Origin of the sequence: Luteimonas terrae (assembly GCF_031457535.1) — a bacterium.
In the GTDB taxonomy this organism is placed as follows: Bacteria; Pseudomonadota; Gammaproteobacteria; order Xanthomonadales; family Xanthomonadaceae; genus Luteimonas; species Luteimonas terrae_A.
Map to the genome: position 1 here is coordinate 68,729 of NZ_JAVDWO010000005.1, position 22,983 is coordinate 91,711.

Annotated in this window: 28 protein-coding genes, 1 tRNA gene and 1 other RNA gene; 22 read left to right on the forward strand and 8 right to left on the reverse strand. The window is 67.9% G+C overall.

Annotated features, from left to right (window positions below):
* From J2W68_RS07190 to ffs, 10 genes are all read left to right on the forward strand, one after another.
* On the forward strand, positions 1-771 hold the full coding sequence (locus J2W68_RS07190) for a 3-deoxy-D-manno-octulosonic acid kinase (RefSeq protein ID WP_310234039.1): 771 nt from the start codon (positions 1-3) through the stop codon (positions 769-771).
* On the forward strand, positions 771-1,541 hold the full coding sequence (locus J2W68_RS07195) for an MBL fold metallo-hydrolase (protein ID WP_310234041.1): 771 nt from the start codon (positions 771-773) through the stop codon (positions 1,539-1,541). Before J2W68_RS07190 ends, J2W68_RS07195 begins: the two co-directional genes overlap by 1 nt.
* A complete protein-coding gene (gene moaA / locus J2W68_RS07200) occupies positions 1,538-2,560 on the forward strand; it encodes a GTP 3',8-cyclase MoaA (RefSeq protein WP_310234044.1) in 1,023 nt (340 codons plus the stop codon). Before J2W68_RS07195 ends, moaA begins: the two co-directional genes overlap by 4 nt.
* A gap of 3 nt (positions 2,561-2,563) precedes the next feature.
* On the forward strand, positions 2,564-2,944 hold the full coding sequence (locus tag J2W68_RS07205) for a DUF4440 domain-containing protein (protein ID WP_310234047.1): 381 nt from the start codon (positions 2,564-2,566) through the stop codon (positions 2,942-2,944).
* Positions 2,945-2,969: 25 nt separating this feature from the next.
* Positions 2,970-3,485: a cyclic pyranopterin monophosphate synthase MoaC gene (gene moaC, locus J2W68_RS07210; protein ID WP_310234049.1), complete on the forward strand. Its 516-nt coding sequence runs from the start codon at positions 2,970-2,972 to the stop codon at positions 3,483-3,485.
* The gene (locus J2W68_RS07215) at positions 3,482-3,724 is read left to right on the forward strand and encodes a MoaD/ThiS family protein (protein WP_310234050.1); all 243 of its coding nucleotides are present in this window, start codon (positions 3,482-3,484) and stop codon (positions 3,722-3,724) included. The genes moaC and J2W68_RS07215 overlap by 4 nt, the downstream gene beginning before the upstream one ends.
* Position 3,725: 1 nt before the next feature.
* Complete coding sequence (locus J2W68_RS07220) at positions 3,726-4,169, forward strand: molybdenum cofactor biosynthesis protein MoaE (protein WP_310234052.1); 444 nt, start codon at positions 3,726-3,728, stop codon at positions 4,167-4,169.
* A complete protein-coding gene (locus J2W68_RS07225) occupies positions 4,166-5,203 on the forward strand; it encodes a gluconolaconase (protein WP_310234054.1) in 1,038 nt (345 codons plus the stop codon). Before J2W68_RS07220 ends, J2W68_RS07225 begins: the two co-directional genes overlap by 4 nt.
* Positions 5,200-5,769: a hypothetical protein gene (locus J2W68_RS07230; RefSeq protein ID WP_310234057.1), complete on the forward strand. Its 570-nt coding sequence runs from the start codon at positions 5,200-5,202 to the stop codon at positions 5,767-5,769. Before J2W68_RS07225 ends, J2W68_RS07230 begins: the two co-directional genes overlap by 4 nt.
* 102 nt (positions 5,770-5,871) lie before the next feature.
* Positions 5,872-5,968, forward strand: an RNA gene (gene ffs, locus J2W68_RS07235) — signal recognition particle sRNA small type.
* Positions 5,969-6,065: 97 nt separating this feature from the next.
* On the opposite strand, the gene J2W68_RS07240 is transcribed toward ffs, so the two are convergent.
* Together J2W68_RS07240 and J2W68_RS07245 are read right to left on the reverse strand one after the other, a co-directional pair.
* Positions 6,066-6,617, reverse strand: a complete 552-nt coding sequence (locus J2W68_RS07240) for a lipocalin-like domain-containing protein (RefSeq protein WP_310234059.1) — start codon at positions 6,615-6,617, stop codon at positions 6,066-6,068.
* Between the two features lie 407 nt (positions 6,618-7,024).
* Positions 7,025-7,117, reverse strand: a tRNA-Ser gene (locus tag J2W68_RS07245).
* A gap of 124 nt (positions 7,118-7,241) precedes the next feature.
* On the opposite strand from J2W68_RS07245, the gene dnaX reads away from it, so the two are divergent.
* From dnaX to J2W68_RS07265, 4 genes are all read left to right on the forward strand, one after another.
* Positions 7,242-9,011: a DNA polymerase III subunit gamma/tau gene (gene dnaX / locus J2W68_RS07250; protein WP_310234061.1), complete on the forward strand. Its 1,770-nt coding sequence runs from the start codon at positions 7,242-7,244 to the stop codon at positions 9,009-9,011.
* Positions 9,011-9,331, forward strand: coding sequence for a YbaB/EbfC family nucleoid-associated protein (locus J2W68_RS07255; protein ID WP_310234063.1), 321 nt, complete (start codon positions 9,011-9,013; stop codon positions 9,329-9,331). Before dnaX ends, J2W68_RS07255 begins: the two co-directional genes overlap by 1 nt.
* Positions 9,332-9,420: 89 nt before the next feature.
* Complete coding sequence (gene recR / locus J2W68_RS07260; protein WP_310153814.1) at positions 9,421-10,014, forward strand: recombination mediator RecR; 594 nt, start codon at positions 9,421-9,423, stop codon at positions 10,012-10,014.
* Between the two features lie 152 nt (positions 10,015-10,166).
* The gene (locus J2W68_RS07265; RefSeq protein WP_310234066.1) at positions 10,167-10,514 is read left to right on the forward strand and encodes a histidine triad nucleotide-binding protein; all 348 of its coding nucleotides are present in this window, start codon (positions 10,167-10,169) and stop codon (positions 10,512-10,514) included.
* A gap of 79 nt (positions 10,515-10,593) precedes the next feature.
* Here J2W68_RS07265 and J2W68_RS07270 read toward each other — a convergent pair whose 3' ends face one another.
* The 4 genes from J2W68_RS07270 to J2W68_RS07285 are packed head-to-tail and all read right to left on the reverse strand — an operon-like array spanning position 10,594 to position 14,922.
* Positions 10,594-11,085: a Slp family lipoprotein gene (locus J2W68_RS07270; protein ID WP_310234067.1), complete on the reverse strand. Its 492-nt coding sequence runs from the start codon at positions 11,083-11,085 to the stop codon at positions 10,594-10,596.
* Positions 11,082-13,022 carry a DUF3488 and transglutaminase-like domain-containing protein gene (locus tag J2W68_RS07275; RefSeq protein WP_310234068.1) on the reverse strand — a complete coding sequence of 647 codons (1,941 nt, stop codon included), beginning with the start codon at positions 13,020-13,022 and terminating at the stop codon, positions 11,082-11,084. Before J2W68_RS07275 ends, J2W68_RS07270 begins: the two co-directional genes overlap by 4 nt.
* Positions 13,022-13,975 (reverse strand): DUF58 domain-containing protein, encoded by a 954-nt coding sequence (locus J2W68_RS07280; protein WP_310234070.1) that lies wholly within the window; start codon positions 13,973-13,975, stop codon positions 13,022-13,024. The genes J2W68_RS07275 and J2W68_RS07280 overlap by 1 nt, the downstream gene beginning before the upstream one ends.
* A complete protein-coding gene (locus J2W68_RS07285; protein ID WP_310234072.1) occupies positions 13,975-14,922 on the reverse strand; it encodes an AAA family ATPase in 948 nt (315 codons plus the stop codon). Before J2W68_RS07285 ends, J2W68_RS07280 begins: the two co-directional genes overlap by 1 nt.
* A 57-nt stretch (positions 14,923-14,979) precedes the next feature.
* Here J2W68_RS07285 and J2W68_RS07290 point away from each other — a divergent pair, with 57 nt between their 5' ends.
* On the forward strand, positions 14,980-16,827 hold the full coding sequence (locus tag J2W68_RS07290) for an ArnT family glycosyltransferase (protein WP_310234075.1): 1,848 nt from the start codon (positions 14,980-14,982) through the stop codon (positions 16,825-16,827).
* A gap of 24 nt (positions 16,828-16,851) precedes the next feature.
* Here the strand turns inward: J2W68_RS07290 and J2W68_RS07295 are convergent, their stop codons facing one another.
* Both J2W68_RS07295 and J2W68_RS07300 read right to left on the reverse strand, forming a co-directional pair.
* Positions 16,852-17,430, reverse strand: a complete 579-nt coding sequence (locus J2W68_RS07295) for a Maf family protein (protein WP_310234077.1) — start codon at positions 17,428-17,430, stop codon at positions 16,852-16,854.
* Positions 17,427-17,780, reverse strand: a complete 354-nt coding sequence (locus tag J2W68_RS07300) for a hypothetical protein (protein ID WP_310234079.1) — start codon at positions 17,778-17,780, stop codon at positions 17,427-17,429. Before J2W68_RS07300 ends, J2W68_RS07295 begins: the two co-directional genes overlap by 4 nt.
* Before the next feature lie 132 nt (positions 17,781-17,912).
* On the opposite strand from J2W68_RS07300, the gene J2W68_RS07305 reads away from it, so the two are divergent.
* From J2W68_RS07305 to acpP, 7 genes are all read left to right on the forward strand, one after another.
* A complete protein-coding gene (locus J2W68_RS07305) occupies positions 17,913-18,431 on the forward strand; it encodes a YceD family protein (protein ID WP_310234082.1) in 519 nt (172 codons plus the stop codon).
* Between the two features lie 20 nt (positions 18,432-18,451).
* Complete coding sequence (rpmF, locus tag J2W68_RS07310) at positions 18,452-18,646, forward strand: 50S ribosomal protein L32 (RefSeq protein ID WP_159679179.1); 195 nt, start codon at positions 18,452-18,454, stop codon at positions 18,644-18,646.
* Positions 18,647-18,783: 137 nt separating this feature from the next.
* On the forward strand, positions 18,784-19,767 hold the full coding sequence (locus J2W68_RS07315) for a beta-ketoacyl-ACP synthase III (protein ID WP_310234084.1): 984 nt from the start codon (positions 18,784-18,786) through the stop codon (positions 19,765-19,767).
* Between the two features lie 79 nt (positions 19,768-19,846).
* On the forward strand, positions 19,847-20,638 hold the full coding sequence (locus J2W68_RS07320) for a serine/threonine protein phosphatase (RefSeq protein ID WP_310234087.1): 792 nt from the start codon (positions 19,847-19,849) through the stop codon (positions 20,636-20,638).
* 105 nt (positions 20,639-20,743) lie between these two features.
* A complete protein-coding gene (fabD, locus tag J2W68_RS07325) occupies positions 20,744-21,691 on the forward strand; it encodes an ACP S-malonyltransferase (protein WP_310234090.1) in 948 nt (315 codons plus the stop codon).
* A gap of 103 nt (positions 21,692-21,794) precedes the next feature.
* A complete protein-coding gene (gene fabG, locus J2W68_RS07330; RefSeq protein WP_310234093.1) occupies positions 21,795-22,538 on the forward strand; it encodes a 3-oxoacyl-ACP reductase FabG in 744 nt (247 codons plus the stop codon).
* Positions 22,539-22,668: 130 nt separating this feature from the next.
* Complete coding sequence (acpP, locus tag J2W68_RS07335; RefSeq protein WP_232135906.1) at positions 22,669-22,908, forward strand: acyl carrier protein; 240 nt, start codon at positions 22,669-22,671, stop codon at positions 22,906-22,908.
* The last annotated feature ends 75 nt before the right edge of the window (positions 22,909-22,983 follow it).

Here is a 22,983-nt window from a genome sequence, read left to right on the forward strand (position 1 = left end):
ATGAGCAGATTCGATCCCGCCGAGAGCCTGACGCCGATACCGGCGGGCGATCGCGCGAGCGGACAGGCGGGAGCGTACGGCGCCATTCTGTTCGACGGCACGCAGCTGCGGCAAGCCGATCCACGCTGGTTCGATCCCGCGGCTTGGGGCGAACGTGCCCAGCGCGTCGACGGCAGCGGCCGCGGCGGCGCTTGGTTCATCGATGCGTCGCACGGGCCTTGCGTGCTGCGGCAATACCTGCGCGGCGGCATGGTCGGGCGCTTCAATCGCGATCAACACCTGTGGCGCGGTACGCAGCATGTGCGCAGCTTCGTGGAATTCCGCCTGCTGCGTGAGCTGCTGCGGCGCGATCTGCCGGTGCCGCAGCCGATCGCCGCGAGCTATCTGCGGCGCGGGTTCGGCTACCGCGCCTGGATCCTGATGGAGCGGCTGCCGGACGTGCGCTCGCTGGCCGATCACATGGTCGACGCGCCTGTGGATGCGCCGCTGGAGCAGACCGGGCGCCTGATCGCGCGCTTCCACCGCGCCGGTCTCGACCATGCCGATCTCAACGCCCACAACATCCTGTTCGATGGTGTCGGCAAGGGCTGGCTGATCGATTTCGACCGCGGGCGCCTGCGCATTCCCGAAACCCGCTGGCGCGAGCAGAATCTCGCGCGGCTCAAGCGTTCGCTGCTGAAGTTGCGCGGCGCGCGGCCGGAAGCGGACGTCGAGCAGGACTTCGCGCGGCTGCGGCGGTCCTACGACGCGTTGTGGAGCCGGGGCACCTGATGACGGCCAGTGTCGACTGGGCGCTGCGCTTCCAGGGCGTGGGCAACGCGTCGGCGGTGTCGCTCGGCTCGCCGATGGCCACGATCGAACGCGATGGCGCGCCGTGGCTGACGATCGACTGCGGCGCGGAAGGCCTGACCGCGTATCTGGCGCATTACGGCGAAGCGCCGCGGGCGCTGTTCGTCACCCATGTGCATCTGGATCATGTGGCCGGCTTCGAGCGCCTGTTCGTCGACCGCTACTTCGATCCCGCGCGGCGCGGCCGCCTGCCGATCTATGTGCCGGCGCCGGTGGTGCCGCTGTTGCACAAACGGGTGGGCGACTATCCAAACGTGCTGGCCGAAGGCGGCGCGAACTTCTGGGATGCGTTCCAGCTGATTCCGGTCGGCGATGCGTTCTGGCACGAGGGCGTGCGACTGCAAGTGTTTCCGGTGCGTCATCACTGGCCGGAGACCGCCTACGGCCTGCGGCTTCCGGGCAGTCTGGTGTGGAGCGGTGATACGCGGCCGATTCCCGAGATGCTGGCGCGCTTCGCCGATCAGGATGAACTCGTCGCCCACGACTGCGGTCTGCGCGGCAATCCCTCGCACAGCGGCATTGACGATCTGGAGCGGGAGTATCCGCGAGACCTGCTCGCGCGCTGCGTGCTCTATCACTATGCCTCTGAAGCCGACGGCGCCGCGCTGGAAGCGCGCGGCCAGCGCATCGCGCGGCCAGGCGCGCGTTTCGCATTGCGTCCACCCGCGATGGGCCAGGCTTTCGCCCCATGAGCGCCCTGCCACATCCGCCCCAGGCGCCGCTCGACCGGCTGGGACGCCCGCTGCACGACCTGCGTCTGTCGGTCATTGAGGCCTGCAATTTCCGCTGTGGCTATTGCATGCCGGCCGATCGCGTGCCCGACGACTACGGCTTCGATCAGGCCGGGCGCCTGTCCTTCGACGAGATCGAGACCCTGGTGCGCGGCTTCGCGCGGCTGGGCATGCACAAGCTGCGCCTGACCGGCGGCGAGCCGCTGCTGCGCAAGGGACTGCCAGCGCTGGTCGAACGGCTGGCGAAGGTGCCGGGCATTACCGACCTGGCGATGACCACGAACGCATCGCTTCTGGCGCGCCACGCGCAGGCTCTGCGCGACGCAGGTCTGCAGCGGCTGACGATCAGTCTCGACGCACTCGATCCGGCTCTGTTCCGCAGCCTGTCGGGCGGACGCGGCGAAATCGACGATGTCCTCGCCGGCATCGCCGCGGCGGAGCGCGCGGGGTTCCCGGCAATCAAGTTCAACTGCGTCGTGCAGCGCGGCGTCAACGACCACGAGGTCGAGCGCATGGCCGCGCATTTCCGTGGCAGCGGGCATGTGCTGCGTTTCATCGAATACATGGACGTCGGCACCTGCAACGGCTGGGACCGCGCGCGCGTCGTGCCGTCGCGCGAACTGCATGCGCGTATCGACGCCCGCTGGCCGCTGCGCGCGCTGGATGCGAACTACCGCGGCGAAGTGGCCGAGCGTCACGCCTTCATCGATGGGGCCGGCGAGATCGGCTTCATCAGCTCGGTCACCGCGCCGTTCTGCGGCGACTGCCAGCGTGCCCGTGTTTCCGCCGACGGCAGCCTCTACACCTGTCTGTTCTCCGGCAGCGGCCAGCCGATGCGCAGCTGGATCGGCGAAGGCGAGGCCGCGTTTTCGGCGCGGCTGGCTGACCTGTGGTCGCGCCGCGCCGATCGCTACAGCGAACTGCGCGGCAGCGTGCGCGCGCCGCGCAAGCATGTCGAGATGTTTCTGGTCGGCGGCTGAGCCGTGGACGCGGATGCTCTGCTGACGCATCTCGAAGTGCTGGAGCGTGCACTGCTCGATCCGGCGGTCCGCGCCGACCGTGCGCGTCTCGACAGTCTGATTGCCGAGGACTTCCTGGAGATCGGTGCGTCGGGCGCGGTCTTCGGCAAGGCTGAAGTTCTGGCGCAATTGCCGGACGAATCCGGTGTCGCCTACGAGGCGCTGCCGATGCGCGTGCAGCGCGTCGGTGCCTATGTCGCGCGCGTCCTGTACACCGTGCGTCGCGATGCCGATGGCGACGTGCGCCGCTCGCTGCGCAGTTCATGGTGGCGGTGCGAGGCGGACGGTTGCTGGCGCATGGTCTTCCATCAAGGGACGCCTGACACCGGGGCCGGTACCATCTGAGGTTCCGCAGTCACGACGCAGGCGCATGGCCCGCACACAACCCAAGGCGCCCGCAGCGCTGACCCATATCGACGCCGCTGGCCGACCGACCATGGTCGACGTCTCCGCGAAGCCGACCACCGCGCGCGTCGCCAGCGCGGAATGCCGCGTACGCTTTCCCGCGGATGTCGCCGCGCAGTTGCACGCCAATGGTTTGAAGAGCGCCAAGGGCGGCATCGTCGACACCGCGATCATCTCCGGCACGATGGCGGTCAAGCGCACGCACGAACTGATTCCGTTCTGCCATCCGCTGCCGATCGACGGCATCGCCATCGCGATCGACTGGCACGGCGAACGCGAGCTACGCATCGAATGCACGGTGAAGACCACGCACCGCACCGGCGTGGAGATGGAAGCGCTGACCGGCGCGACCATCGCGGCGTTGACCGTCTACGACATGTGCAAGGCGCTGTCGCACGCGATCGTGCTGGGCCCGGCGAAGCTCGTCGGCAAGCGCGGCGGAAAGCGCGATGTCGGCTCGATCGCGGGCGGTGCGCGATGAGCGCGGTGCGCGTGCTGTATTTCGCCAGCCTCCGCGATGCCGCGGGACAGGGCGAGGAAACCTGGACCACCGATGCGCCCGATCTGCGCGCGCTGTACGTGGAATTGCGCGCGCGGCACGGCTTCGTGTTGCCGGTCGATCGCCTGCGCGTCGCTGTCGATGGCGCATTCGCGCGCTGGGACGATGCACTGCTGCCCGGCAGCGAGATTGCCTTCATTCCACCGGTCAGCGGAGGCTGAAATGAACGATCGCGACTTCTGGCTGGCCGATGCGCCGGTCGATCTGGCGCCACTGCGTCGCCGCGTGCAGCACGACCGTGCAGGGGCATTTGCGAGCTTCGAGGGCTGGGTGCGTGATCACAACGACGGGCGCCCCGTGCGCGGTCTGCGTTACGAATCCTATGTTGCGCTGGCCGAAGCGGAGGGCGCGAAGGTCGTCGCCGAGGCGCGCGAGCGGTTCGACCTGTGCGCGGCGCTGTGCGTGCATCGCATCGGCGATCTGGCGATCGGCGACATGGCCGTGTGGGTCGGCGTGACCGCCGCGCATCGCGGCGCGGCCTTCGACGCCTGCCGCTACATCATCGACGAGATCAAGGATCGCGTACCGATCTGGAAGCACGAGCGCTATGTCGACGGCGATGCCGGCTGGCTGCACCCGGAGTCGCCACGCGGAGGTGATGCATGAGGCGGCTGATGCTGGCTGTGGTGTTGCTGGCGATCACGTCCGGCGCGTACGCAGCGCCGCGACTGCTGGTCGGCAACAAGGCGGCCGACACGGTCTGGGCGCTCGACCGCGCATCCGGCGCGCGTCTTGCGGAATACGCGACCGGTCCGGCGCCGCACGAAATCGCCGTTTCGCATGATGGTCGCTCCGCCGTGGTCACCACCTACGGCCACCAGGATGCGCATCACGCGCTGACCGTGATCGACCTCGTCGATGGCGACACGCGCGCCATCGATCTGGGCATACATGGGCGCCCGCACGGCTTGGCGTTGCTCGCCAATGGCGACGCACTGGTCACCACCGAGGCCAGCGGTTCCCTGCTGCGCGTCGATATCGCGCGCGGCGCAGTGACGGGCGTTGCGAACGTGGGCGAAGGTGTCGGGCACATGGTCGCGGTGTCGAAGGACGGCGCGTTCGCGTACGTCAGCAAGATCCGTGCAGGCACCGTTGTGCGCGTGGACCTGACGACGATGCGCGCAACCGCGGAGCGGCCGGCAGGCGCTGGCGCGGAAGGTATCGCGATCGCGCCTGATGGCGGCGTCTGGGTGACCAATCGCGCCGACGACACCGTGACTGTGCACGACCCCGATTCGCTCGGCATCGTCGCGACGCTGCCGAGTGCGGGTTTCCCGATCCGTGTCGTGTTCACGCCCGACGGCCAGCATGCGCTGGTCACCAATGCGAGCGCAGCCACGCTGTCGGTGTTCGACGCCGCATCGCGCGGTGTGGTGGCATCGGTCGCACTGGCGCCGGCAGATGCCGCGTTGCAGACAACGCTGCTCGGCAATGGGCCGCTGCCGATCGGCGCGATCGTCGATCCGGACGCACCGCGCGCCTATGTCGCGATCAGCGGCGCGGACCGGATTGCAGTGATCGATACGCACCACTGGAACGTTCTCGAATACTGGAAGACCGGGCGCGAGCCCGATGCGCTTGCCCTGGTGCCGGGCGAGCCCGATGCGCTTGCCCTGGTGCCGGGCGAGGCGGTGCCTTGATCCGCCGCGTCGGGTGGCTCGTCTGCATCGCGGGTCTGGTCGGCTGCGCCTCGGCGCCGCCGATCGCACCGGTCCGACCGCCCGAGCCGCCACCGCAGGGCGCGGTCGGTGCATCGTTGATCGAGCCGGCCGCGGACACGCGGCGCATGGCGATGCAGCGCAACCGTCGTTTCATCCACCCCAATCTCCACACGCCGGCCGCAATGCCGGTCTATCCGGCGGACCAGCTGGCGCTGCGTCTGGCGCCGGTCGTGGTGTGCATCGATGCCGCCATCGACGCGACGGGCACGGTGTCCGCGGCCGCGGCCGCGGCGCGGACGGATGCGACGTGCGAAGCGCCTGCGGGGATCGAAGTCGCGGGGTTCATCGACGCAGCGATCGCCGCCGTGCGCCAATGGACCTATGCGCCCGCACTGCTGTGCGTGGCGCCCGAAAGCTTCGATGGCACGGACGCCTGCCAGGCCGACGATGCCTTCGAAACCCCGACCGCCGTGCGCCTCTCCTACGCGTTCCGATTCAGCCAGCAGGCCGGCGCGCCCGAGGTCGAGCGCATCGGTGCGCCGTGATGTGCTGCGGCGGATAGGCGAGTCGCCGCGGGCCTGCTAGACTCCGCGTCCCGTCTTTATGGCGGGGTCGGGCAAGGCCCGGTGCGTGTCTCCATGGTGGCCCCGTCGGCCCCTCGCGACGCTAGATCGAAAATCCCGCCAGGGCCGGAAGGCAGCAACGGTATCGGTCGATGCGGGCGCCGAGGTCAGTCGGCGGGGTCATCACCTTTTCCGGCGTCTTCCAACGAGTTGCTTGGCGCGGCGCACTGCATGCGCTGCGGCGGATCGACTTCCGCGCCGATCCGTCGTCTCAATGCTCAACGCGTCTCGCGTGCGCGTTCGAAGGTGATGATGCTGCGCGTCTCGCCCTTGTCGGCCCAGTTCGGCATGACCCGCCACGGCGTCAACACCTGCAGGCGATCGCCTTCGAGCTTGAACTGGCGGCGCTGCTCTGTGCCGACCCACGCCGGGTTCCAGGCCACGTCGACCGCGGTAATCCAGGTATCGCCCTCGATCCGGTAACGGCCGGTATAGGCGATCACGGTCTCAAGCAGGCGCGCCTTTTCCTGCGCACTCTCACCCGGCTCGCGGCCTTCGCCGGTGAGCACGAACCACACGCGGCCTTCGGGCGCGAACATCACGTAGCCGGCGGGGTGGTCGCCCATTGGTGGGAAGGTCTCGCCGCCTTCCTTGACCTCGACCTCGTATGACACCAGCCGCCAGCTGCCTTCGACAGGCGCGGCTGCCGCAGTTGCGGCGGTGGCAGGCGTGTCCTGCGGCGTGGAAGTTGGGGTCTGGGTCATGGCGAATGTGGACAGCGGCAATGCGATGGACATGAGGAGCGGCGCGACGAGGCGGCGGGTCAGCATGGCGGATCTCCGGGTGGGATGCGATGCGGGCGGGCGCCGGATGAGGATTGGGGGGCGGGCCCTTGAGTCGTGCAGCGATACGCTTTGATGCGTGAACGTGTTGTCGGAGGTGCGCGTGGCGGTGCCTCCGACCATGCGCGTGATTACTCAAGCCGTCATCCCAGCGAAGGCTGGGATCCATCTTGATCCCCTCCATGGTCTGGACGGAGCGGGCGATCCGTGCAAACAAAGGGCGGATTGCTCGGCCCATCCATGGGCCTCACCCCTCCGGCGCGCTGCGCCTGCGGGGCCAGCCGTTCGGCTGTCCGGATTCGCTCCGGGCGAATCCGTCGAACCCGCGGGGGTTCTCTCAACCCCTCTCTCCGCCAGAAACGCAAAACGCCCCACGAGGGGGCGTTTTGCGTTTCTGGCGGAGAGAGGGGGATTCGAACCCCCGAAGCGCGGTTTAGACGCTTACACACTTTCCAGGCGTGCTCCTTCAACCGCTCGGACACCTCTCCAGAACTGGCCCTTCGCGAGGCGCCTGGGCGCTTCGCAGCGGCGTTTGGACGCCGCGGGCCGGACATTCTATCCGGCGGCGCCTGCGGTCACAAGGAACCGTTGGGGGCGTGGCAGAATACGGGGATGTCCTATCTCGTCCTCGCCCGGAAGTGGCGCCCGAAGCGGTTCGCCGAGCTCGTCGGTCAGGAGCACGTGGTCCGTGCGCTGACCAATGCGCTGGAAACCGGCCGCGTGCATCACGCCTTTCTGTTCACTGGCACCCGCGGGGTCGGCAAGACCACGATCGCGCGCATCTTCGCCAAGAGCCTGAACTGCGAGACCGGCACCTCGTCCGATCCCTGCGGGGAATGCGAGACCTGCCTGGCGATCGACGCAGGCCGCTACATCGATCTGCTCGAGATCGACGCCGCCAGCAACACCGGCGTCGACGACGTGCGCGAGTTGATCGACAACGCGCAGTACATGCCTTCGCGCGGCCGGGTGAAGGTCTACCTGATCGACGAAGTGCACATGCTGTCGAAGTCGGCGTTCAACGCGCTGCTCAAGACGCTGGAAGAGCCGCCGGGGCACGTGAAGTTCCTGCTGGCGACGACCGATCCGCAGAAGTTGCCGGTGACCGTGCTGTCGCGCTGCCTGCAGTTCAACCTCAAGCGGCTTGACGAGCAGCAGATCCAGGGTCAGATGACGCGCATCCTCGAAGCCGAGGGCATCGCAGTCGAGGCGGGTGCCATCCGCCAGTTGTCGAAGGCTGCCGACGGCAGTCTGCGCGACGGGCTGTCGTTGCTCGACCAGGCGATTGCCTACACCGGCGCGGGCGGCGAGGGAGGTGCGCTGGGCGACGCAGCGGTGGCGACGATGCTCGGCAGTGTGGATCGCACGCGCGTCGGCGCCTTGCTGTCCGCACTGGCCGATGGCGACGGTGCGTCGCTGCTCGCCGAGGTCGCGACCCTGGCCGAATTCTCGCCCGATTGGGGCGGCGTGCTCGATGCGGTGTCCGAGGCGCTGCATCGCATCCAGGTGAGCCAGCTGGTGCCGGAAGTCTCGGTGGAAAGCGACGGCGTCGATGTCGATGCAATCGCATCCGCAGTGCGCCCTGAAGTGGTGCAGCTCTGGTACCAGATGGCGCTCAATGGACGTCGCGATGTCGGCCTCGCGCCGAGCCCGCGCGCGGGTTTCGAGATGACTGTGCTGCGCATGCTGGCATTCCGCCCTGCCGAGGACGGCGCTGCGGCGCCGGTTGCGGGTAGCGGCCATCGCGCGAGCGGTCCTGCGGCGGCACGTGCGGCGCTGGCTGCACAGGTGGCGCCCGAGTCGGCATCTGTGCGTACAGCCGCACCGCCGCAGCCCGTACAACAGACGCCGACGCCGCCACGTGCGGTCGTCGAAACGCCACCCGCGCGTCCGGCGCCCCAGCCGGTGCGCACAGCCCCGGTCGCCGATACGCAGCCGGTCGAAGCGCCACCCCCGGTTGCTGCCGCGACACTGCGCACGCTCGATGCGCACCAATGGCTCGATCTCGTTGCCGAGTTGCCGTTGCGTGGCCCGGTGCGCGAACTCGCGGCGAGTGCCGCGTTCGTCGCGCTCGATGGCGCCGTGCTCAGGCTCGCGCTGCCCGAAGCTGACGAACATCTGAAAGCGCCGATCATGGTCCACCAGCTCTGCGAGGCCTTGGCTGGCCCGCTCGGCGGCGCGCCGCAGATCCGCTTCGAGACCGCGGTCGCCAGCGAAACCGTGACGCTGCACGAGCGCAATGCGCGTGAGCGCGATGCGCGCCAGTCCAATGCCGAAAACAGCTTCATGTCCGATCCGGACGTGCAGCGGCTGATGTCGCAACAGGGCGCCAAACTGGTGCCCGATTCGATACGCCCTTTTGAAGAACGAGGATTTCAGTGATGCGTGGAAACATTGCCCAGTTGATGCAGCAGGCGCAGAAGATGCAGGAAAACATGCAGCGCGTGCAGCAGGAACTCGCCAGTCTCGAAGTCGAGGGCAGCGCCGGCGGTGGCATGGTCGCCATCACGCTGACCGGCAACAAGGAATGCCGCAAGGTGCGCATCGACCCCAGCGTGCTGTCGGATCCGGAGATGGCCGAAGACCTGATCGCCGCCGCGTTCAACGACGCGTCGAACAAGGTCGATGAAGAATCGAAGAGCCGGATGGCCGGCGCGGCTGCCGGCATGCCACTGCCGCCCGGCATGAAGCTGCCGTTCTGAGTTGCGTTGATTCGTGATTCGAGCAGGCGGGCCGCGCACGCTTTCGGTTTTTACGAATCACCAGTGACCAATTACGAATCACCAGCAGAATGTCCTCCCTGCTCGAACAACTGATTGATGCACTGCGCGTGCTGCCCGGCGTGGGGCAGAAATCCGCGCAGCGCATGGCCTATCACGTGCTTGAACGCGGGCGCGAGGGTGGGGCAAGGCTGGCATTGGCACTGGCCGAGGCGGTCGAGAAGATCGGCCATTGCCAGCGCTGCCGCGACTTCAGCGAAACACCGGTCTGCCCGACCTGCAGCAGCGCCGCTCGCGACGCGCAGACGCTGTGCGTGGTCGAAACGCCGGCAGACCGACTTGCGATCGAGCAGGCCACGGGCTTCCGCGGGTTCTACTTCGTGCTGCAGGGCCGGTTGAGTCCGCTCGACGGCATCGGCCCGCACGAACTCGGGCTGGACCTGCTCGGTGCGCGGTTGGCCGAAGGTGAGGTGCAGGAACTGATCATCGCGACCAATCCGACGGTCGAAGGCGAGGCGACGTCGCACTACCTGGCGCAGATCGCACGCCAGCATGGCGTGCGCCCGAGCCGGCCAGCGCACGGGCTGCCGCTCGGCGGCGAACTGGAATATGTCGATCGCGGCACGCTGTTGCATGCATTCGGCAGTCGCAGCGAAGTGGCCTGAGGGCGGTGTTGGGTGATGACCGGACATCCGTCCGTCAAGGGCCGTGGGACAGGGCGGATCATCGCGCACGCGGCGGTACGCTTTCACCAATCCCCAATCCCGAATCCCGAATCCCGAATCCCGAATCGCCAATCACGAATCACGGTGTCCCCATGACGACCATCTTCCACAAGATCATCCAGCGCGAGATTCCGGCCGATATCGTCTTTGAGGACGACCACGTCATTGCGTTTCGCGACATTGCGCCGCAGGCGCCGGTGCACGTGCTGTTCGTGCCGAAACAGGATTTCGCCACGCTCAACGATGTGCCGACAGACGCGCCCGAGATCATCGGTCGCCTTGCGGTCGCTGCTGCGCGCTATGCGAAAGAGCAGGGGTTCGCCGACGACGGCTATCGCATCGTCATGAACTGCAACGAGCACGGCGGGCAGACGGTGTTCCAGATCCATCTGCACCTGCTGGCGGGTGCGCAGCTCGGGCGCTTCGGAACGCCGGCGTGACCCTGTAGGAGCGCGCTTGCGCGCGATAGTCTTCCCTGCACCACCTATCGCGCGCAAGCGCGCTCCTACAGGACGATGATCACCAGTACCCCCACCATGGCCACGGTGCCGGGCGTGTGATCACGTCGACACGCTCGCGCTTCGGCCACAGATAGACCACGTCCGCCTCGACGCGCGGAAAGCGATAGTCGTATTCGCCGACCCGCCGCGAATCGTAACCGGCGATGCGCCCGGTGAACGTCACTTCGCGGTTGACCTCGAACACCGCCGGATCATAGAAACCCGCGCGACACGCGATGAAGCGGCCGTTGGTGTCGTCGCTGGCCCAGTACGGGCGACCGGTCGCGGTCAGCCGCGTGGCGATCATCTCGAAACAGGTCGCGTCGGTGCGCGGTTCCACCTGCACGATACGCCCGCCCCAGCGCACCATCGCGCCGGTGTGCTCGCCCTGCACGGCAGCGTGTGGCGTCAGCGCTTCGACGTAGCCGCCCTGCAGCGGCTTGGGTTGGGACGCGCACGCGCCGAGCAACAGTGCGCCGGCGAGCACAGGCAACAGGCGAAGGGCGGTCATCGATCGGTCTCCCGGGCTGGACGGTGCGCACGCAGTGCCCGCACCAGCGTCGCATCGGACGCCGATGAAGCGTAGCGGGCCGCGACGAAACGGTGGGTGAGGGCGACAAGCGCTTCTTCGCGAGGACGCGCGGCTTTGACGCGTTCGGTCCAGACGATCGCAGGCTCGTGCCGCGCGCGCCCCAGCCCGAGACGCGTGTACCGGCGGCCCAGTCGACGCCAAGCGCGCAGCAGCGGATCGCGCTCACGCTCCGTGCGCGCGACCAGCCACAGCATCCAGCCCATCGCGAGCGCCGCGCACAGCGAGAACAGCGCGGCGAGGCCGCCGGCATTGATGTTCTCGAAGCCGATGCGCTGGAGCATGCGCTGCTGGCGCGCGGCGTCGAAGCCGAGCACGAAGTCGTTCCACGCACGCCGCGCCCAGTCGCCGAGATCCGCCATCGGCAGCAAGGCATTGGCGCCGCCGCCGGCGCCGAGCCGGTCTTCCAGCGTGTCGTAGATGCGTTCGGGGGCGACGGCCGCAGTGGGGTCAACGCGTACCCAGCCGCGGCCTTCCAGCCAGACCTCATTCCAGGCGTGGGCATCCATGCGCCGGACGATCCAGTAGTTGCCGTAACGATTGCGGGTGCCGCCGGTGTAGCCGGTGACGACGCGTGTCGGGATGCCGGCTTCCCGCATCAGCACCGCGAACGCAGAGCTGAAGTGTTCGCAGAAGCCGGCGCGATAGTCGAACAGGAACTCGTCGACCGCGTGCCGGCCGGGCAGCGGCGTGGTGAGGGTGTAGGCGAAGTCGCTGCGGATCCAGGCCAGCGCACGTTCGACGAGTGCGCCGTCGTCCGTGGTTTCGGCGCGCCACTGCTGCGCCAATGCGCGTGTGCGCGGATTGAAGTCGGCGGGCAGTTGCAAAGCGAGTCGGCGCAGGGAATCGGGCAGGTCGGCTTCGAAACGGGTCGGCGGCGCCGAGCGCAGTTGCCAGCGGGTCACCCGGTCGAGCCGGCGTTCGCTGGTCAGCGTGTATTCGTGCGCCGCGCGCATGCCGTCGGGAAATTCCAGCGGCATCTCCAGCGCGACCAGAAGGTTGCGCTCGGTCGGCTCCAGCGCGATCTCGTAGTCCCAGGTCGGTGCGCCGTGCTCGACCGTTGCCGGCGGCAGGCTGCGCAGCCATGGCGACGCCGTCCAGGTGCGGCCGTCGTAGTCGCTCAGCGTCGGGCCGCGCCAGTACATCTCGCGTGTCGTGGGCTCGGCGCCGCGAAAGGTCACGCGCATGGCCGGCGTATCGTCGGCAATGAGGTCGATCCAGTCGCCTGGCGACATCTCATCCGACAGGCCAGGCCGCGCGGCGGAGAGTTCCGGAATGCCCCACAGCGGTGTTGCCAGGCGCGGGAACAGCCAGAACGCGGCCAGCGCGAGCGGCAGGCCGATGACGACCAGCCGCGCAACGATGGCGATGCGCGTGGCATGGTGCACACCGGCCGCGGGCAATCCCGATTCCTGTTCCGACAACCGTGCGAGCGCCGCCAGCACCAGCACCGCGCCGCACAGGCCGAGCACGAGCGAGAGCGGGCCCTGATCGAGCAGGAAGGTCGCGAACGGTGCGAACAAAGCGAAGCCGAGCAGGCTGCGCGCATCGCGCACAGTCCGCAGTTCGGACGGCTTGATCGCGAGCATGCCGGCGAGCAGCGCGCAGCCGGTGTCGCGACCGAAGTTCATCCCGCCCTGCGCGAGCACGAGGCCGAAGACGGCGAGGGCGAGGACGGTCCGCAGCCAGCCGGGGGCCGCGCCCCGTGCGGCCATTGCAGCGGGGATCGCGCCTGCGACCGCGATGACCACCGGCAGCGGCATCGGCAGCTGCAGCAGCAATGGCAGCAGACACACGGCGGCAGCGATCAGCGCCCAGCGACGGCCAGCGGTGTCGAGCGTGAGCGAGGTGCGCGCCATCAGTTGGCGTCCGGCAGCAGTGCGAGCGCGCGCAGGCAGGCGTGGCGATGCGCAGCGCCGCGATCCGGCCCGATCACCCGTTGGCCTGGCAGCTGCAGGCGATAGCGCACTGCCTGGCGCTCGGCCTCGTCGACCCAGCGCGCCAGCCGGCGGATCTTCGATTCGTGGTCGAGTGTGCCGAGCTGCTGCCAGTCCAGCGTCAGATCGTCCCCCTGCGGACGCTCGAACTCCCGCACGATCAGCGCGTCGCGGCGGGCCGACGCCTTCCACGCAATCGTCCGCGGCGCGTCGCCGGGGCGCCAGTCGCGCAGGTGGTGCAGTTCCTCACCCGCGGGATTGAGCCGCGCTTGCGCCTCGTCGCCACCGCCCTGCGGCAACGGCGGGCCGGTAACTTCCGGCGCGGGATAAACGAGAAAGCGCGCAGTCGGCCACACCCACGACCACGCGCGCGCCAGTCCCAGCGGCCGCGTGGTGCTGATGCGCAGTCGCGGGGGCGTCAGCCAGCCACGACGCACCGTCGGCAGCGCCACCGTCGATTCACCGCCGGTGGCATCCAGCGACAGGATGGAGGCGCTGTCACCGAGTGCCACACGCAGGCCACGACGCGCGCGCCCGGGCGCCGCTTCGACATGCACGTGCAGCGGCATCGGTGTGCCGGCCGCGACCGGTTCGCCATGTACCGCACGGATTTCGAGCCCACTGAGTTGCAACTGGGTCCACAGCAGGCTGGCCAGCGCTGCGCCGACCAGCAGCAGGCACAGCAGCAGGGCCGGATTGTTGTTGTAGTTGAGCGCGCCGATCGCCATCGTCGCCAGCAGCGCAGTGACGAACGCACCGAATCCCGTCGGCAGGATGTAGATGCGTTTGCGGTCGAGGCGCGCCGGCAGCGCTTCCGGCCGACGCGGACGCGCCCAGCCTTCGACACGACGGCGCAGGCCGGCGAACGCGGGCATCAGTCGACCGGCACGGCCTGCAGGATCGACGCCGCCAGCCCGTCACTGGACGCATCGGCCTCGGCGACCAGCCGATGGCTGGCGATCAACGGAAACAGGGTCTGCACATCGTCGGGCAGTGCGTGGTCGCGCCCCTGCAGCAGGGCGAACGCGCGGGTCGCGCGTAGCAGCGCCAGACCGGCGCGTGGCGAGAGGCCCACGCGCACGCCCGGGTGCTGGCGGCTGCGGCCCATCAGCGCCTGCACGTAGTCGATCAGCGCGGGGCTGGCGTGGATCGCGGTGACGGCCTGGCGCAGCGCGAGCAGATCATCGGCGCCGAGTCGCGGCACGGTCTCGGCGATCAGCGTGCGGCGGTCGCTGCCCGAGAGCAGGGCGCGTTCGGCATCGCGGTCGGGATAGCCGAGCGTGAGCCGAAGCAGGAACCGGTCGAGCTGCGAATCGGGCAGGGGATACGTGCCGGACAGGTCGACCGGGTTCTGCGTGGCGATGACGAAGAAGGGATCGGGCAGGGCGTGCGTGGTGCCGTCGACGGTGACCTGCTGCTCGGCCATCGCTTCGAGCAGGGCGCTCTGTGTGCGTGGTGGCGCACGGTTGATCTCGTCGGCCAGCAGCACATTGGTGAACACCGGGCCGCCGTGGAATTCGAAACGGCGCGCGCTGCCTTCGTACACCGATACGCCGATGACATCGGACGGCAACAGGTCCGAGGTGAACTGCACGCGCTGGAAATCGAGACCGACCGTCGCGGCGATCGCGTGTGCCAATGTGGTCTTGCCGAGACCGGGCAGATCCTCGATCAGGATGTGGCCGTCGGCGAGCAGGGCGACGAAGCTCATCGTCACCGCCGTCTCTTTGCCGAGCACCAGCCGGTTCACCTGGGCCAGCGATGACGACAGGGCCTCACGCCGGGTGTCGGTTAGCATGGCGGGCGTCGTCGGGTCGGGCATGTAGATGTTCCTTCGGCGGTCCCCCCGAGTGTAGCGAGGTCGAGTTCAATGCGGCGGATGGAAATTCGCACGGTGTTCGTCGTGTTGTGGACGACGATCGTGCTGCTGAAACTGGCCATCGCCGCGCGGCTGCCGCTGTTCGTCGACGAGGCGTTCTACTGGCTCGAAGGCCAGCATCCCGCGTTCGCCTATTCCGACCTGCCGGGCCTGACCGCGTGGCTGATCCGCATCGGCACGGAAGTCTTCGGCGATGGTCTGCTGGCGGTGCGTCTGCCGTTCATTGTGATCTCGGCGCTGGTGCCCTGGCTGGTCGTGCGCCTGACCGCGCGCGAGTTCGATCCGCAGACTGCGTGGCTCTCGGGCTGCGCCGCACTGCTGTTGCCCTTGCTCGGCTCGCTCGGCGTGATGGCACTGCCCGACGCGATGCTGGCGCTGGCGACCGTGCTGTGCCTGGACGCTGGCGTGCGTCTGCTGCGCGGTGTGACCCATGGCGGCGCGTTGTTGCTCGCGCTGGGCCTGTCGCTCGGCGCACTGAGCCACTACCGTTTCATCGCGGTGATCGGTGTCGGCATCGTCGCCCTGCTTGCGATCGCCAAGGGGCGCGAGGCTCTGCGCGACCCGCGCGTGTGGATCGCGATCGCGACTGGCGCTGCGGCGTGGATCCCACTGCTGGTGTGGAATGTGGACAACGCCGAGGCCGGATTGCGCTTCCAGATGGTCGACCGGCATCCGTGGGCGCTGCACGCCGACGGCTGGCAGTTCATCGTGATCCAGGCGGTGATGGTGACGCCGCTGCTGTTCGCCGCGCTGCTGATCGCGGCCTGGCGTCTGCGCCGGGCGCCGGACGATGCGGCGCGGTTCCTTGCGATCTCCGGCGGCCTGATGGTGCTCGGTTTCTTCGCGCTCGGCTTCGTCGCCGATACCGAGCGCGCGAGTTTCCACTGGCCGCTGCCGGGCTATCTCGCCCTGCTGCCTCTGGTGGGTTTCGTGCTGATGGCGTGGCCGCGCTGGTTGCGGATCGCGACGTGGGCGACGCTGGCGCTCGGCTTCGTTGGTGTGGTCGGTTACTACGCAGCGGTGTCGACACCCGAGGTGCGCGAGCGCAGCGCGGGTCTCAAGTGGTATCCGTCGAATTTCGCCGGTTGGGACACACTGGCAGATGCGGTGCGCGAAGAGCTTGCGGCCATGCCGGCCGATACCGTTCTCGTCGCCGACAACTTCAAGATCGGCGCCGAGCTCGGCTTCGCGCTGGGCGATCCACGTATCCGCGTCCTCGACCATCCGCTCAACCGCCATCACGGCCGTGCGCCGCAGCTGCAGCTCTGGCATCTGCAACTCAACGATCGCGCAGAACTGGCCGGACGCCCGGTGCTGCTGGTCACCGGCGCCAACGACGTGAAGTTCAGCGCATTGCTACAGCGCTATCAGACGATCTGTGCACGTATGGGCGCGTTGCCGGTGTCGCGAGTCGTCAACGCGGATCGGGGCGCGCAGCGTTTCATCCTGTCCCGGCTCGATGCCGATCCGCAGCCCGCCGACGGTGACTGCGTCACGCCCGCGCTTGCCTACGTCGACCAGCCACTGGCGGGTGCGCGGGTCGATGCGCCGTTCGAGGTGCGGGGTTGGGCGGTCAAGGATGGCAGCGGCATCGCGTCCATCGCAGTCACGCTCAATAGTGCGCCGGTCGCCCAGGCGCAGTACGGCGCGGCGAATTCCTGGATCGTCGAGCAGTTCCTGGCCGGCGATTCACGCGACCCCGCGGGGCAGAACATCGGATTCACCGCAACGGTCGATCCCACGGCGCTCGCGCCCGGCCGCCATTGGCTCGGACTCGAGATCAAAGGCAATGACGGCTCGATCGAGCAGTGGGCCGAAAAGCCGATCGAAGTCGCGCCGGCCCGCTGAGAGGCGGCGCGCTGCGCAGTTGCTTCAGGGCATGACGTAGCCTGCTGCCCGCAGCAGCCGCGCAGTCGCGATCAGCGGCAATCCGACAAGTGCGGTCGGGTCTTCGCTGCGGATCGCGTCGAACAGCGCAATACCCTGCCCCTCGCACTTGAAGCTGCCCGCGCAGTCGAACGGTTGCTCGGCATCGACGTAGCGCGTGATCTCATCCGTCTTCAATGCACGGAACACCACTTCGGTGCGGTCCTGCGCCTGCAACGTGACCGCTCCGGCCCGCGCCAGCGCCAGGGCGGTGTGGAATACCACGCTGCGACCGGACATTGCGGTCAACTGCGCGATCGCCGCGTCGCGACCGCCGGGCTTGCCGAGTGGGCGGCCTTCGAGCGCAGCGATCTGGTCGGAACCGATCACCCATGCGCCTGCCATCCGCGCGGCGACTTGGTCCGCTTTGGCCTGGGCCAGCCGGGACGCGAGGGCGTCGGGTGCTTCGCCGTCGCGGGGTGTTTCGTCGACCTCGGGCCGTTCGCAGGTGAACGGCAACCGCAGGCGATCCAGCAGTGCGCGGCGGTAGGGTGATGTCGAGCCCAGGACCAGCGACGGGTTCACGCACCGTCTCCGGCGCGGACCAGGGCCAGCTGGGCGAGCTGCCGGTCGATGCGAGCCTGCGCCTGTTCGATCGATTCGCGCATCGCGTCCAGTGCGGCGACATCCGCGCTCGATCCGTGCTGCTGCAGCCATAACCGCTGCCGCAGCATCTCCTGCAGCGCATCGCGGACCGGGTCGCCGCTGCTGCTGCCGATCTGTGTCCTTGCGATCCGCAGCCGCGCTTCGAAGGTGTCGGCCGCATCGAGCACGCGCGCATAGGCGCGGTGCCGGCGCCGGGCGCGATGACGCCACGCCAGTACAATGGCCGCCGCAATGAAAATAGCCAGCAGCAGGCTGGGGATCGGCTGCATGCGGGTCGTCCGGTAGGGCGGTGGGTCAGTCTGCCCGGCAGGCGGTGGTGCGAGCAAATCCACTTGCCGGCCGCTGCGGAGGGCACGAGAAGGTTTGACAGGTCGGGGGCGCATCTTTAACATTCGGCGGCTATGTCCGCGCAAATGCCCGAGTTGGTTGATGCTTGGCGCATGGTCGCAGGCAGCGCACGCCTCGACGGGCGTCTGCCGTTGGCGTCGTTGACGCGCCTGCGAGACCTTCTGGCGGATGCCGACGGCGACGACGTGATCTGCTCGATCGAGTTCGGTCGCGATGCGCTGCAGCAACCGGTTGCACTGCTGCGCATCCAGGCCGGGTTGCCGCTGGTGTGTCAGCGGACGCTCAAGCGCTTCGTGTGGCCGCTCGATGTCGAGCAGCGGTTGGGCCTGATCCGCGATGAAGCGGACGAGGCCGGCCTGCTGCCAGATTACGAGGCGCTGCTGTTGGAAGGCGACGGTGCGCTGTCGCCGGCCGCGCTGGTCGAGGACGAATTGATTTTGGCGATACCCGCGATTCCGGTCGCACCTGGCTCCGAAGCGATCGATCGCGACTGGCCGGTGTCGAGCGAAGAAGAGACACGCGTCAACCCGTTTTCGGCGTTGGCGGGTTTGAAGAAAGATCGAAACAACTAGAACCTGTTGGAGCAATTCCCATGGCTGTGCAGAAATCCCGCGTCACCCCGTCCCGTCGTGGCATGCGTCGCGCGCACGACAAGCTCAGCGCCAAGCTGCTGTCGACCGACCAGACGACGGGTGAGACCCATATCCGTCATCACATCACCGCCGACGGTTATTACCGTGGCAAGCAGGTGATCCAGCCGAAGACGCGCGTCGTCGAGGAAGACTGATCCTCGCTGTCCGCCACATCGTTGGCGGGCGCACGATGCACCGGGCGCAGCCTCCGTCCCTGACGGGCGGCTGCGTCTGCCGTCGGCAGGGATGCCGCTTCTAAGATCACGCGCCTTGCGCGAGGGCCGCTCCGCAGATGACCAGCGAACGCATCTATTCCCGCATTGCCGGCAGCGGCAGTTACCTGCCCGAGAAAGTGCTGACCAACGACGACCTCGCCCAGTTCGTCGACACCAGCGACGAATGGATCGCGAGCCGCACCGGTATCCGCGAGCGACACATCGCCGCCGAGGGCGAGACCACCAGCGATCTGGCCTTTCATGCCGCCACGCGCGCAATGGAAGCGGCAGGCGTGTCGGCGTCCGAGCTCGACCTGGTCATCGTCGGCACGACGACGCCGGACATCATCTTTCCGTCCACCGCCTGCCTGCTGCAGGCACGGCTGGGCGCCAACGGTTGCGGCGCATTCGACGTCAACGCCGCGTGCTCCGGGTTTCTCTACGCGTTGTCGATCGCCGACAAGTTCATCAAGTCGGGCGATGCGAAGACCGTGCTGGTGGTCGGCGCCGAAACGCTGACGCGCATGGTCGACTGGAGCGAACGCACCACAGCCGTGCTGTTCGGCGATGGCGCCGGCGCGGTCGTGCTCAAGGCCGATACCGAAACCGGCATCCTCAGCACCCATCTGCACGCCGACGGTGCGAAGAAGGAACTGCTGTGGAATCCGGTCGGTGTATCCGCGGGCTTCCGTGACGACCAGCCCAACGCCGGCGTGCGGATCCAGATGGCCGGCAGCGACGTCTTCAAGTACGCGGTCAAGGCGCTGGATTCGGTGGTCGAGGAAACGCTGCTGGCGAATGGTCTCGATCGCCACGACATCGACTGGCTGATTCCGCATCAGGCCAACCTGCGCATCATCGAAGCCACGGCCAAGCGCCTGGACATGCCGATGGATCGCGTGGTGGTGACGGTCGACAAGCACGGCAACACCTCGTCCGGATCAGTGCCACTGGCACTCGACGAAGCCGTGCGCTCGGGTCGCGTCCAGCGCGGCCAGTTGCTGCTGCTCGAGGCCTTCGGCGGCGGCTTCACCTGGGGTTCGGCGCTGCTGCGCTACTGAATCCGGCATGCAGGGCCGGCAGGCCCCGCAGTCGATTCCACTCCGCGGACGTCGGGTCCGCACGACACGGAGACCCCGCATGGGCGTCGAATCCATCGTCGTAGCCGGGCACGATGCCTGGCTCAAGGCGTACGCCGACGGCGACAGCCGCAAATTCGGTCTCGGCATTCTCGATGCGATCGCGCGAGGGCTTGATATCGAGGCATTGCGCCCGCCGCCGCATCCCGGTGGCGGGGAAGCCAAGCAGATCGAAGCGCGCCGGCTTGCGGAACTCGATGCCCAGGGCGTGCATGTGCCCCAGGTGCTCGGCGAGGGCGCATCCACGCTGCTGCTGAGCAACCTCGGCGACACGTTCGCAGCACAGTTGCGCGCCGCAGGCGGCGACGTTACCCGTATCGATGCGATGACAACGGCGGTGATCGACGCGATCGCCGATGCGCATGCGCGCGGCGCCTATTTCGGTCAGCCGCTGCCGCGCAACATCACCCTCGACGAACGTGGTCGCGTGGGTTTCATCGACTTCGAGGAAGATCCGCTCGAAGTGATGTCGCTGCCACAGGCCCAGGCGCGCGACTGGCTGATGTTCGCGTTCGGCATGGCGAAGTACTACGACGGCCGCACCGATGCGCTTGTCGACATGCTCTCCGGCGCGATGCAGCGGGAACCGGAAGTTGCCGCGCATGCGGGTCGCGTCGGGCGCCTGAAAGGCTTCGCGCAGCGCATCAGCTGGCTCGGCCGCTCCGCACGTCATGTCGCCCACTCGATTCTGGTCGTGCGCGCAGCAACGCTGGTGCCGATGCTGCTCGTCGTCGCCGTGCTGTGGGATTGGATCGAAGATGGCGAGATCGAACTGCTGCGGATGCTGTTCTAACGCGCTTCCACGAAGGATCGCGACAGCCGCGGCATACGCCCGGGTACAGACAATGTCGCCGCTTCGCACTTATCATCGCCACCAGTTTTCAGGCTGGAAGTACGCGTGACCACATCGCAACTCGCAATCGTCTTCCCGGGCCAGGGGTCGCAGTCGCTGGGCATGCTCGGCGAACTCGCCGAGCGCCACCCGGTGATCGCCGATGCATTCGCTGAAGCCTCCGAAGGCGCGGGCGTCGATCTGTGGGCGCTGTCGCAGCAGGGCCCGGAGGCCCAGCTCAACCAGACCGAATTCACCCAGCCTGTGCTGCTCGCAGCAGGTGTCGCCGTATGGCGCGCTTGGCAGCAGCAGGGCGGTGCTGCGCCGGCTGCACTCGCGGGCCACAGTCTGGGCGAGTACACCGCGCTGGTCGCGGCCGGCGCGCTGTCGCTCGGTGACGGCGCGAAGCTGGTGCGTCTGCGTGGACAGTTGATGCAGGACGCCGCGCCTGCAGGCGTGGGTGCGATGGCTGCGGTCATCGGTGCCGAGGATGCGCTGGTCGCCGAGATCTGCCGCGACGCGTCCGAGGACGCGAACGTCGTCGTGCCGGCCAACTTCAATTCGCCCGGCCAGATCGTGATCGGTGGACATGCCGCCGCAGTCGACCGCGCGATCGCGCTGCTCGGCGAGCGTGGTGTTCGCAAGGTCGTGAAGCTGGTCGTCAGTGTGCCCTCGCATACCCCGTTGATGCGCGACGCCGCAGACCGCCTGGCCGAGTCGATGGCGACGGTTGCATGGCATGCACCATCGCTGCCGGTGGTGCAGAACGTCGACGCGACCGTCCACGAAAGCGTCGATGCGATCCGTGATGCACTGGTGCGCCAGCTCTATCTGCCGGTGCAGTGGACGCGCTGTATCGAGGCGCTGTCGGCGCGCGGCGTCGTGCGCATCGCCGAGTGCGGCCCGGGCAAGGTGCTGACCGGCCTGGTCAAGCGCATCGACAAGTCGATCGAGACCCGCGCGCTCGCCGCGCCGGACGATTTCGACGCAACGCTGGCCGACTGGAAGGTCTGAACCCGGCGCAGGGACGCGGATCGGCGCACACTGCGGCAGTGGGTGCGGCAGATCCTTGCGTCGGTCGATGTCCGCATGTCACCCATGCCCTAATGGAGTCCTCATGAGCGCACCTCTTTCCGGCGAGATCGTTCTCGTCACCGGCGCAAGCCGCGGCATCGGTGCCGCGATCGCCGACACGCTGGCCGCGCAGGGCGCGACCGTGATCGGCACCGCGACCAGCGAAGCCGGCGCGACCGCGATCGGCGAACGCCTATCCGCGCACGGTGGCCACGGCCGCGTGCTGGACGTCTCGCAGCCCGGCACGATCGAGGCGCTGGTCGACTCGATCGCATCCGAGTTCGGCGCAATCTCGATCCTCGTCAACAATGCCGGCATCACACGCGACAACCTGCTGATGCGCATGAAGGACGAGGACTGGCAGGCCATCCTCGACACCAATCTGACCAGCGTCTACCGCAGCTCCAAGGCAGTGATGCGCGGGATGATGAAGGCGCGGAAGGGCCGCATCATCAACATTGCGTCGGTGATCGGCGTGACCGGCAATGCGGGCCAGGCGAATTACGCTGCCGCCAAGGCCGGCATCATCGCTTTCAGCAAATCGCTGGCGAAGGAGATCGGTTCGCGCGGCGTCACCGTCAACGTGGTCGCGCCCGGCTTCATCGCCACCGACATGACCCGTGACCTGCCGGAGGAATCGAAAGCCGCGTTGACCGAGCGGATCGCGCTCGGCCGCCTCGGCGAGCCGAACGACATCGCCCAGGCCGTGGCCTTCCTCGCTGGTCCCTCGGCGGCCTACATCACCGGTGAAACCCTGCACGTCAACGGCGGCATGTACATGCCCTGACAGGGCTGCTTTCACGCTTCAATTCCGAGGGCAAGCCGTTGAATGGCAAGGGCATTGATGGTGGTGCGCCCATCGCCCGGCTTTCCCTTACACTATCCACCGAAAATCGCCTCCCCGGAGCAGACTACCCATGAGCAACATCGAAGAGCGCGTCAAGAAGATTGTCATCGAGCAGCTGGGCGTCAAGGAAGAAGAAGTCAGCAACAGCGCTTCTTTCGTCGACGACCTCGGTGCCGATTCCCTCGACACCGTCGAGCTGGTGATGGCGCTGGAAGAAGAGTTCGAGTGCGAGATTCCGGACGAAGAAGCCGAGAAGATCACCTCGGTGCAGCAGGCGATCGACTACGTCAAGACGCACGCCAAGGGCTGATGCCCGCGTCCGCGCCTCCGGCTGAGCCGGACGGGCGTGAGACTGCGCCAGTCGCGATGCGGCCCGGCGTACAGG

Bases quoted from the DNA above. Each gene is read 5' to 3' on its own strand.
- rpmF (WP_159679179.1), top strand. From the start codon at position 18,452: ATGGCTGTGCAGAAATCCCGCGTCACCCCGTCCCGTCGTGGCATGCGT.
- J2W68_RS07255 (WP_310234063.1), top strand. From the start codon at position 9,011: ATGCGTGGAAACATTGCCCAGTTGATGCAGCAGGCGCAGAAGATGCAG.
- dnaX (WP_310234061.1), top strand. From the start codon at position 7,242: ATGTCCTATCTCGTCCTCGCCCGGAAGTGGCGCCCGAAGCGGTTCGCC.
- J2W68_RS07225 (WP_310234054.1), top strand. From the start codon at position 4,166: ATGAGGCGGCTGATGCTGGCTGTGGTGTTGCTGGCGATCACGTCCGGC.
- J2W68_RS07315 (WP_310234084.1), top strand. From the start codon at position 18,784: ATGACCAGCGAACGCATCTATTCCCGCATTGCCGGCAGCGGCAGTTAC.
- J2W68_RS07300 (WP_310234079.1), bottom strand. From the start codon at position 17,780: ATGCAGCCGATCCCCAGCCTGCTGCTGGCTATTTTCATTGCGGCGGCC.
- J2W68_RS07195 (WP_310234041.1), top strand. From the start codon at position 771: ATGACGGCCAGTGTCGACTGGGCGCTGCGCTTCCAGGGCGTGGGCAAC.
- recR (WP_310153814.1), top strand. From the start codon at position 9,421: ATGTCCTCCCTGCTCGAACAACTGATTGATGCACTGCGCGTGCTGCCC.
- J2W68_RS07275 (WP_310234068.1), bottom strand. From the start codon at position 13,022: ATGGCGCGCACCTCGCTCACGCTCGACACCGCTGGCCGTCGCTGGGCG.
- J2W68_RS07280 (WP_310234070.1), bottom strand. From the start codon at position 13,975: ATGCCCGCGTTCGCCGGCCTGCGCCGTCGTGTCGAAGGCTGGGCGCGT.
- fabG (WP_310234093.1), top strand. From the start codon at position 21,795: ATGAGCGCACCTCTTTCCGGCGAGATCGTTCTCGTCACCGGCGCAAGC.
- moaA (WP_310234044.1), top strand. From the start codon at position 1,538: ATGAGCGCCCTGCCACATCCGCCCCAGGCGCCGCTCGACCGGCTGGGA.
- J2W68_RS07220 (WP_310234052.1), top strand. From the start codon at position 3,726: ATGAACGATCGCGACTTCTGGCTGGCCGATGCGCCGGTCGATCTGGCG.
- J2W68_RS07305 (WP_310234082.1), top strand. From the start codon at position 17,913: ATGTCCGCGCAAATGCCCGAGTTGGTTGATGCTTGGCGCATGGTCGCA.
- moaC (WP_310234049.1), top strand. From the start codon at position 2,970: ATGGCCCGCACACAACCCAAGGCGCCCGCAGCGCTGACCCATATCGAC.
- J2W68_RS07290 (WP_310234075.1), top strand. From the start codon at position 14,980: ATGGAAATTCGCACGGTGTTCGTCGTGTTGTGGACGACGATCGTGCTG.
- J2W68_RS07265 (WP_310234066.1), top strand. From the start codon at position 10,167: ATGACGACCATCTTCCACAAGATCATCCAGCGCGAGATTCCGGCCGAT.
- J2W68_RS07270 (WP_310234067.1), bottom strand. From the start codon at position 11,085: ATGACCGCCCTTCGCCTGTTGCCTGTGCTCGCCGGCGCACTGTTGCTC.
- J2W68_RS07215 (WP_310234050.1), top strand. From the start codon at position 3,482: ATGAGCGCGGTGCGCGTGCTGTATTTCGCCAGCCTCCGCGATGCCGCG.
- J2W68_RS07240 (WP_310234059.1), bottom strand. From the start codon at position 6,617: ATGCTGACCCGCCGCCTCGTCGCGCCGCTCCTCATGTCCATCGCATTG.
- acpP (WP_232135906.1), top strand. From the start codon at position 22,669: ATGAGCAACATCGAAGAGCGCGTCAAGAAGATTGTCATCGAGCAGCTG.
- J2W68_RS07285 (WP_310234072.1), bottom strand. From the start codon at position 14,922: ATGCCCGACCCGACGACGCCCGCCATGCTAACCGACACCCGGCGTGAG.
- J2W68_RS07320 (WP_310234087.1), top strand. From the start codon at position 19,847: ATGGGCGTCGAATCCATCGTCGTAGCCGGGCACGATGCCTGGCTCAAG.
- J2W68_RS07190 (WP_310234039.1), top strand. From the start codon at position 1: ATGAGCAGATTCGATCCCGCCGAGAGCCTGACGCCGATACCGGCGGGC.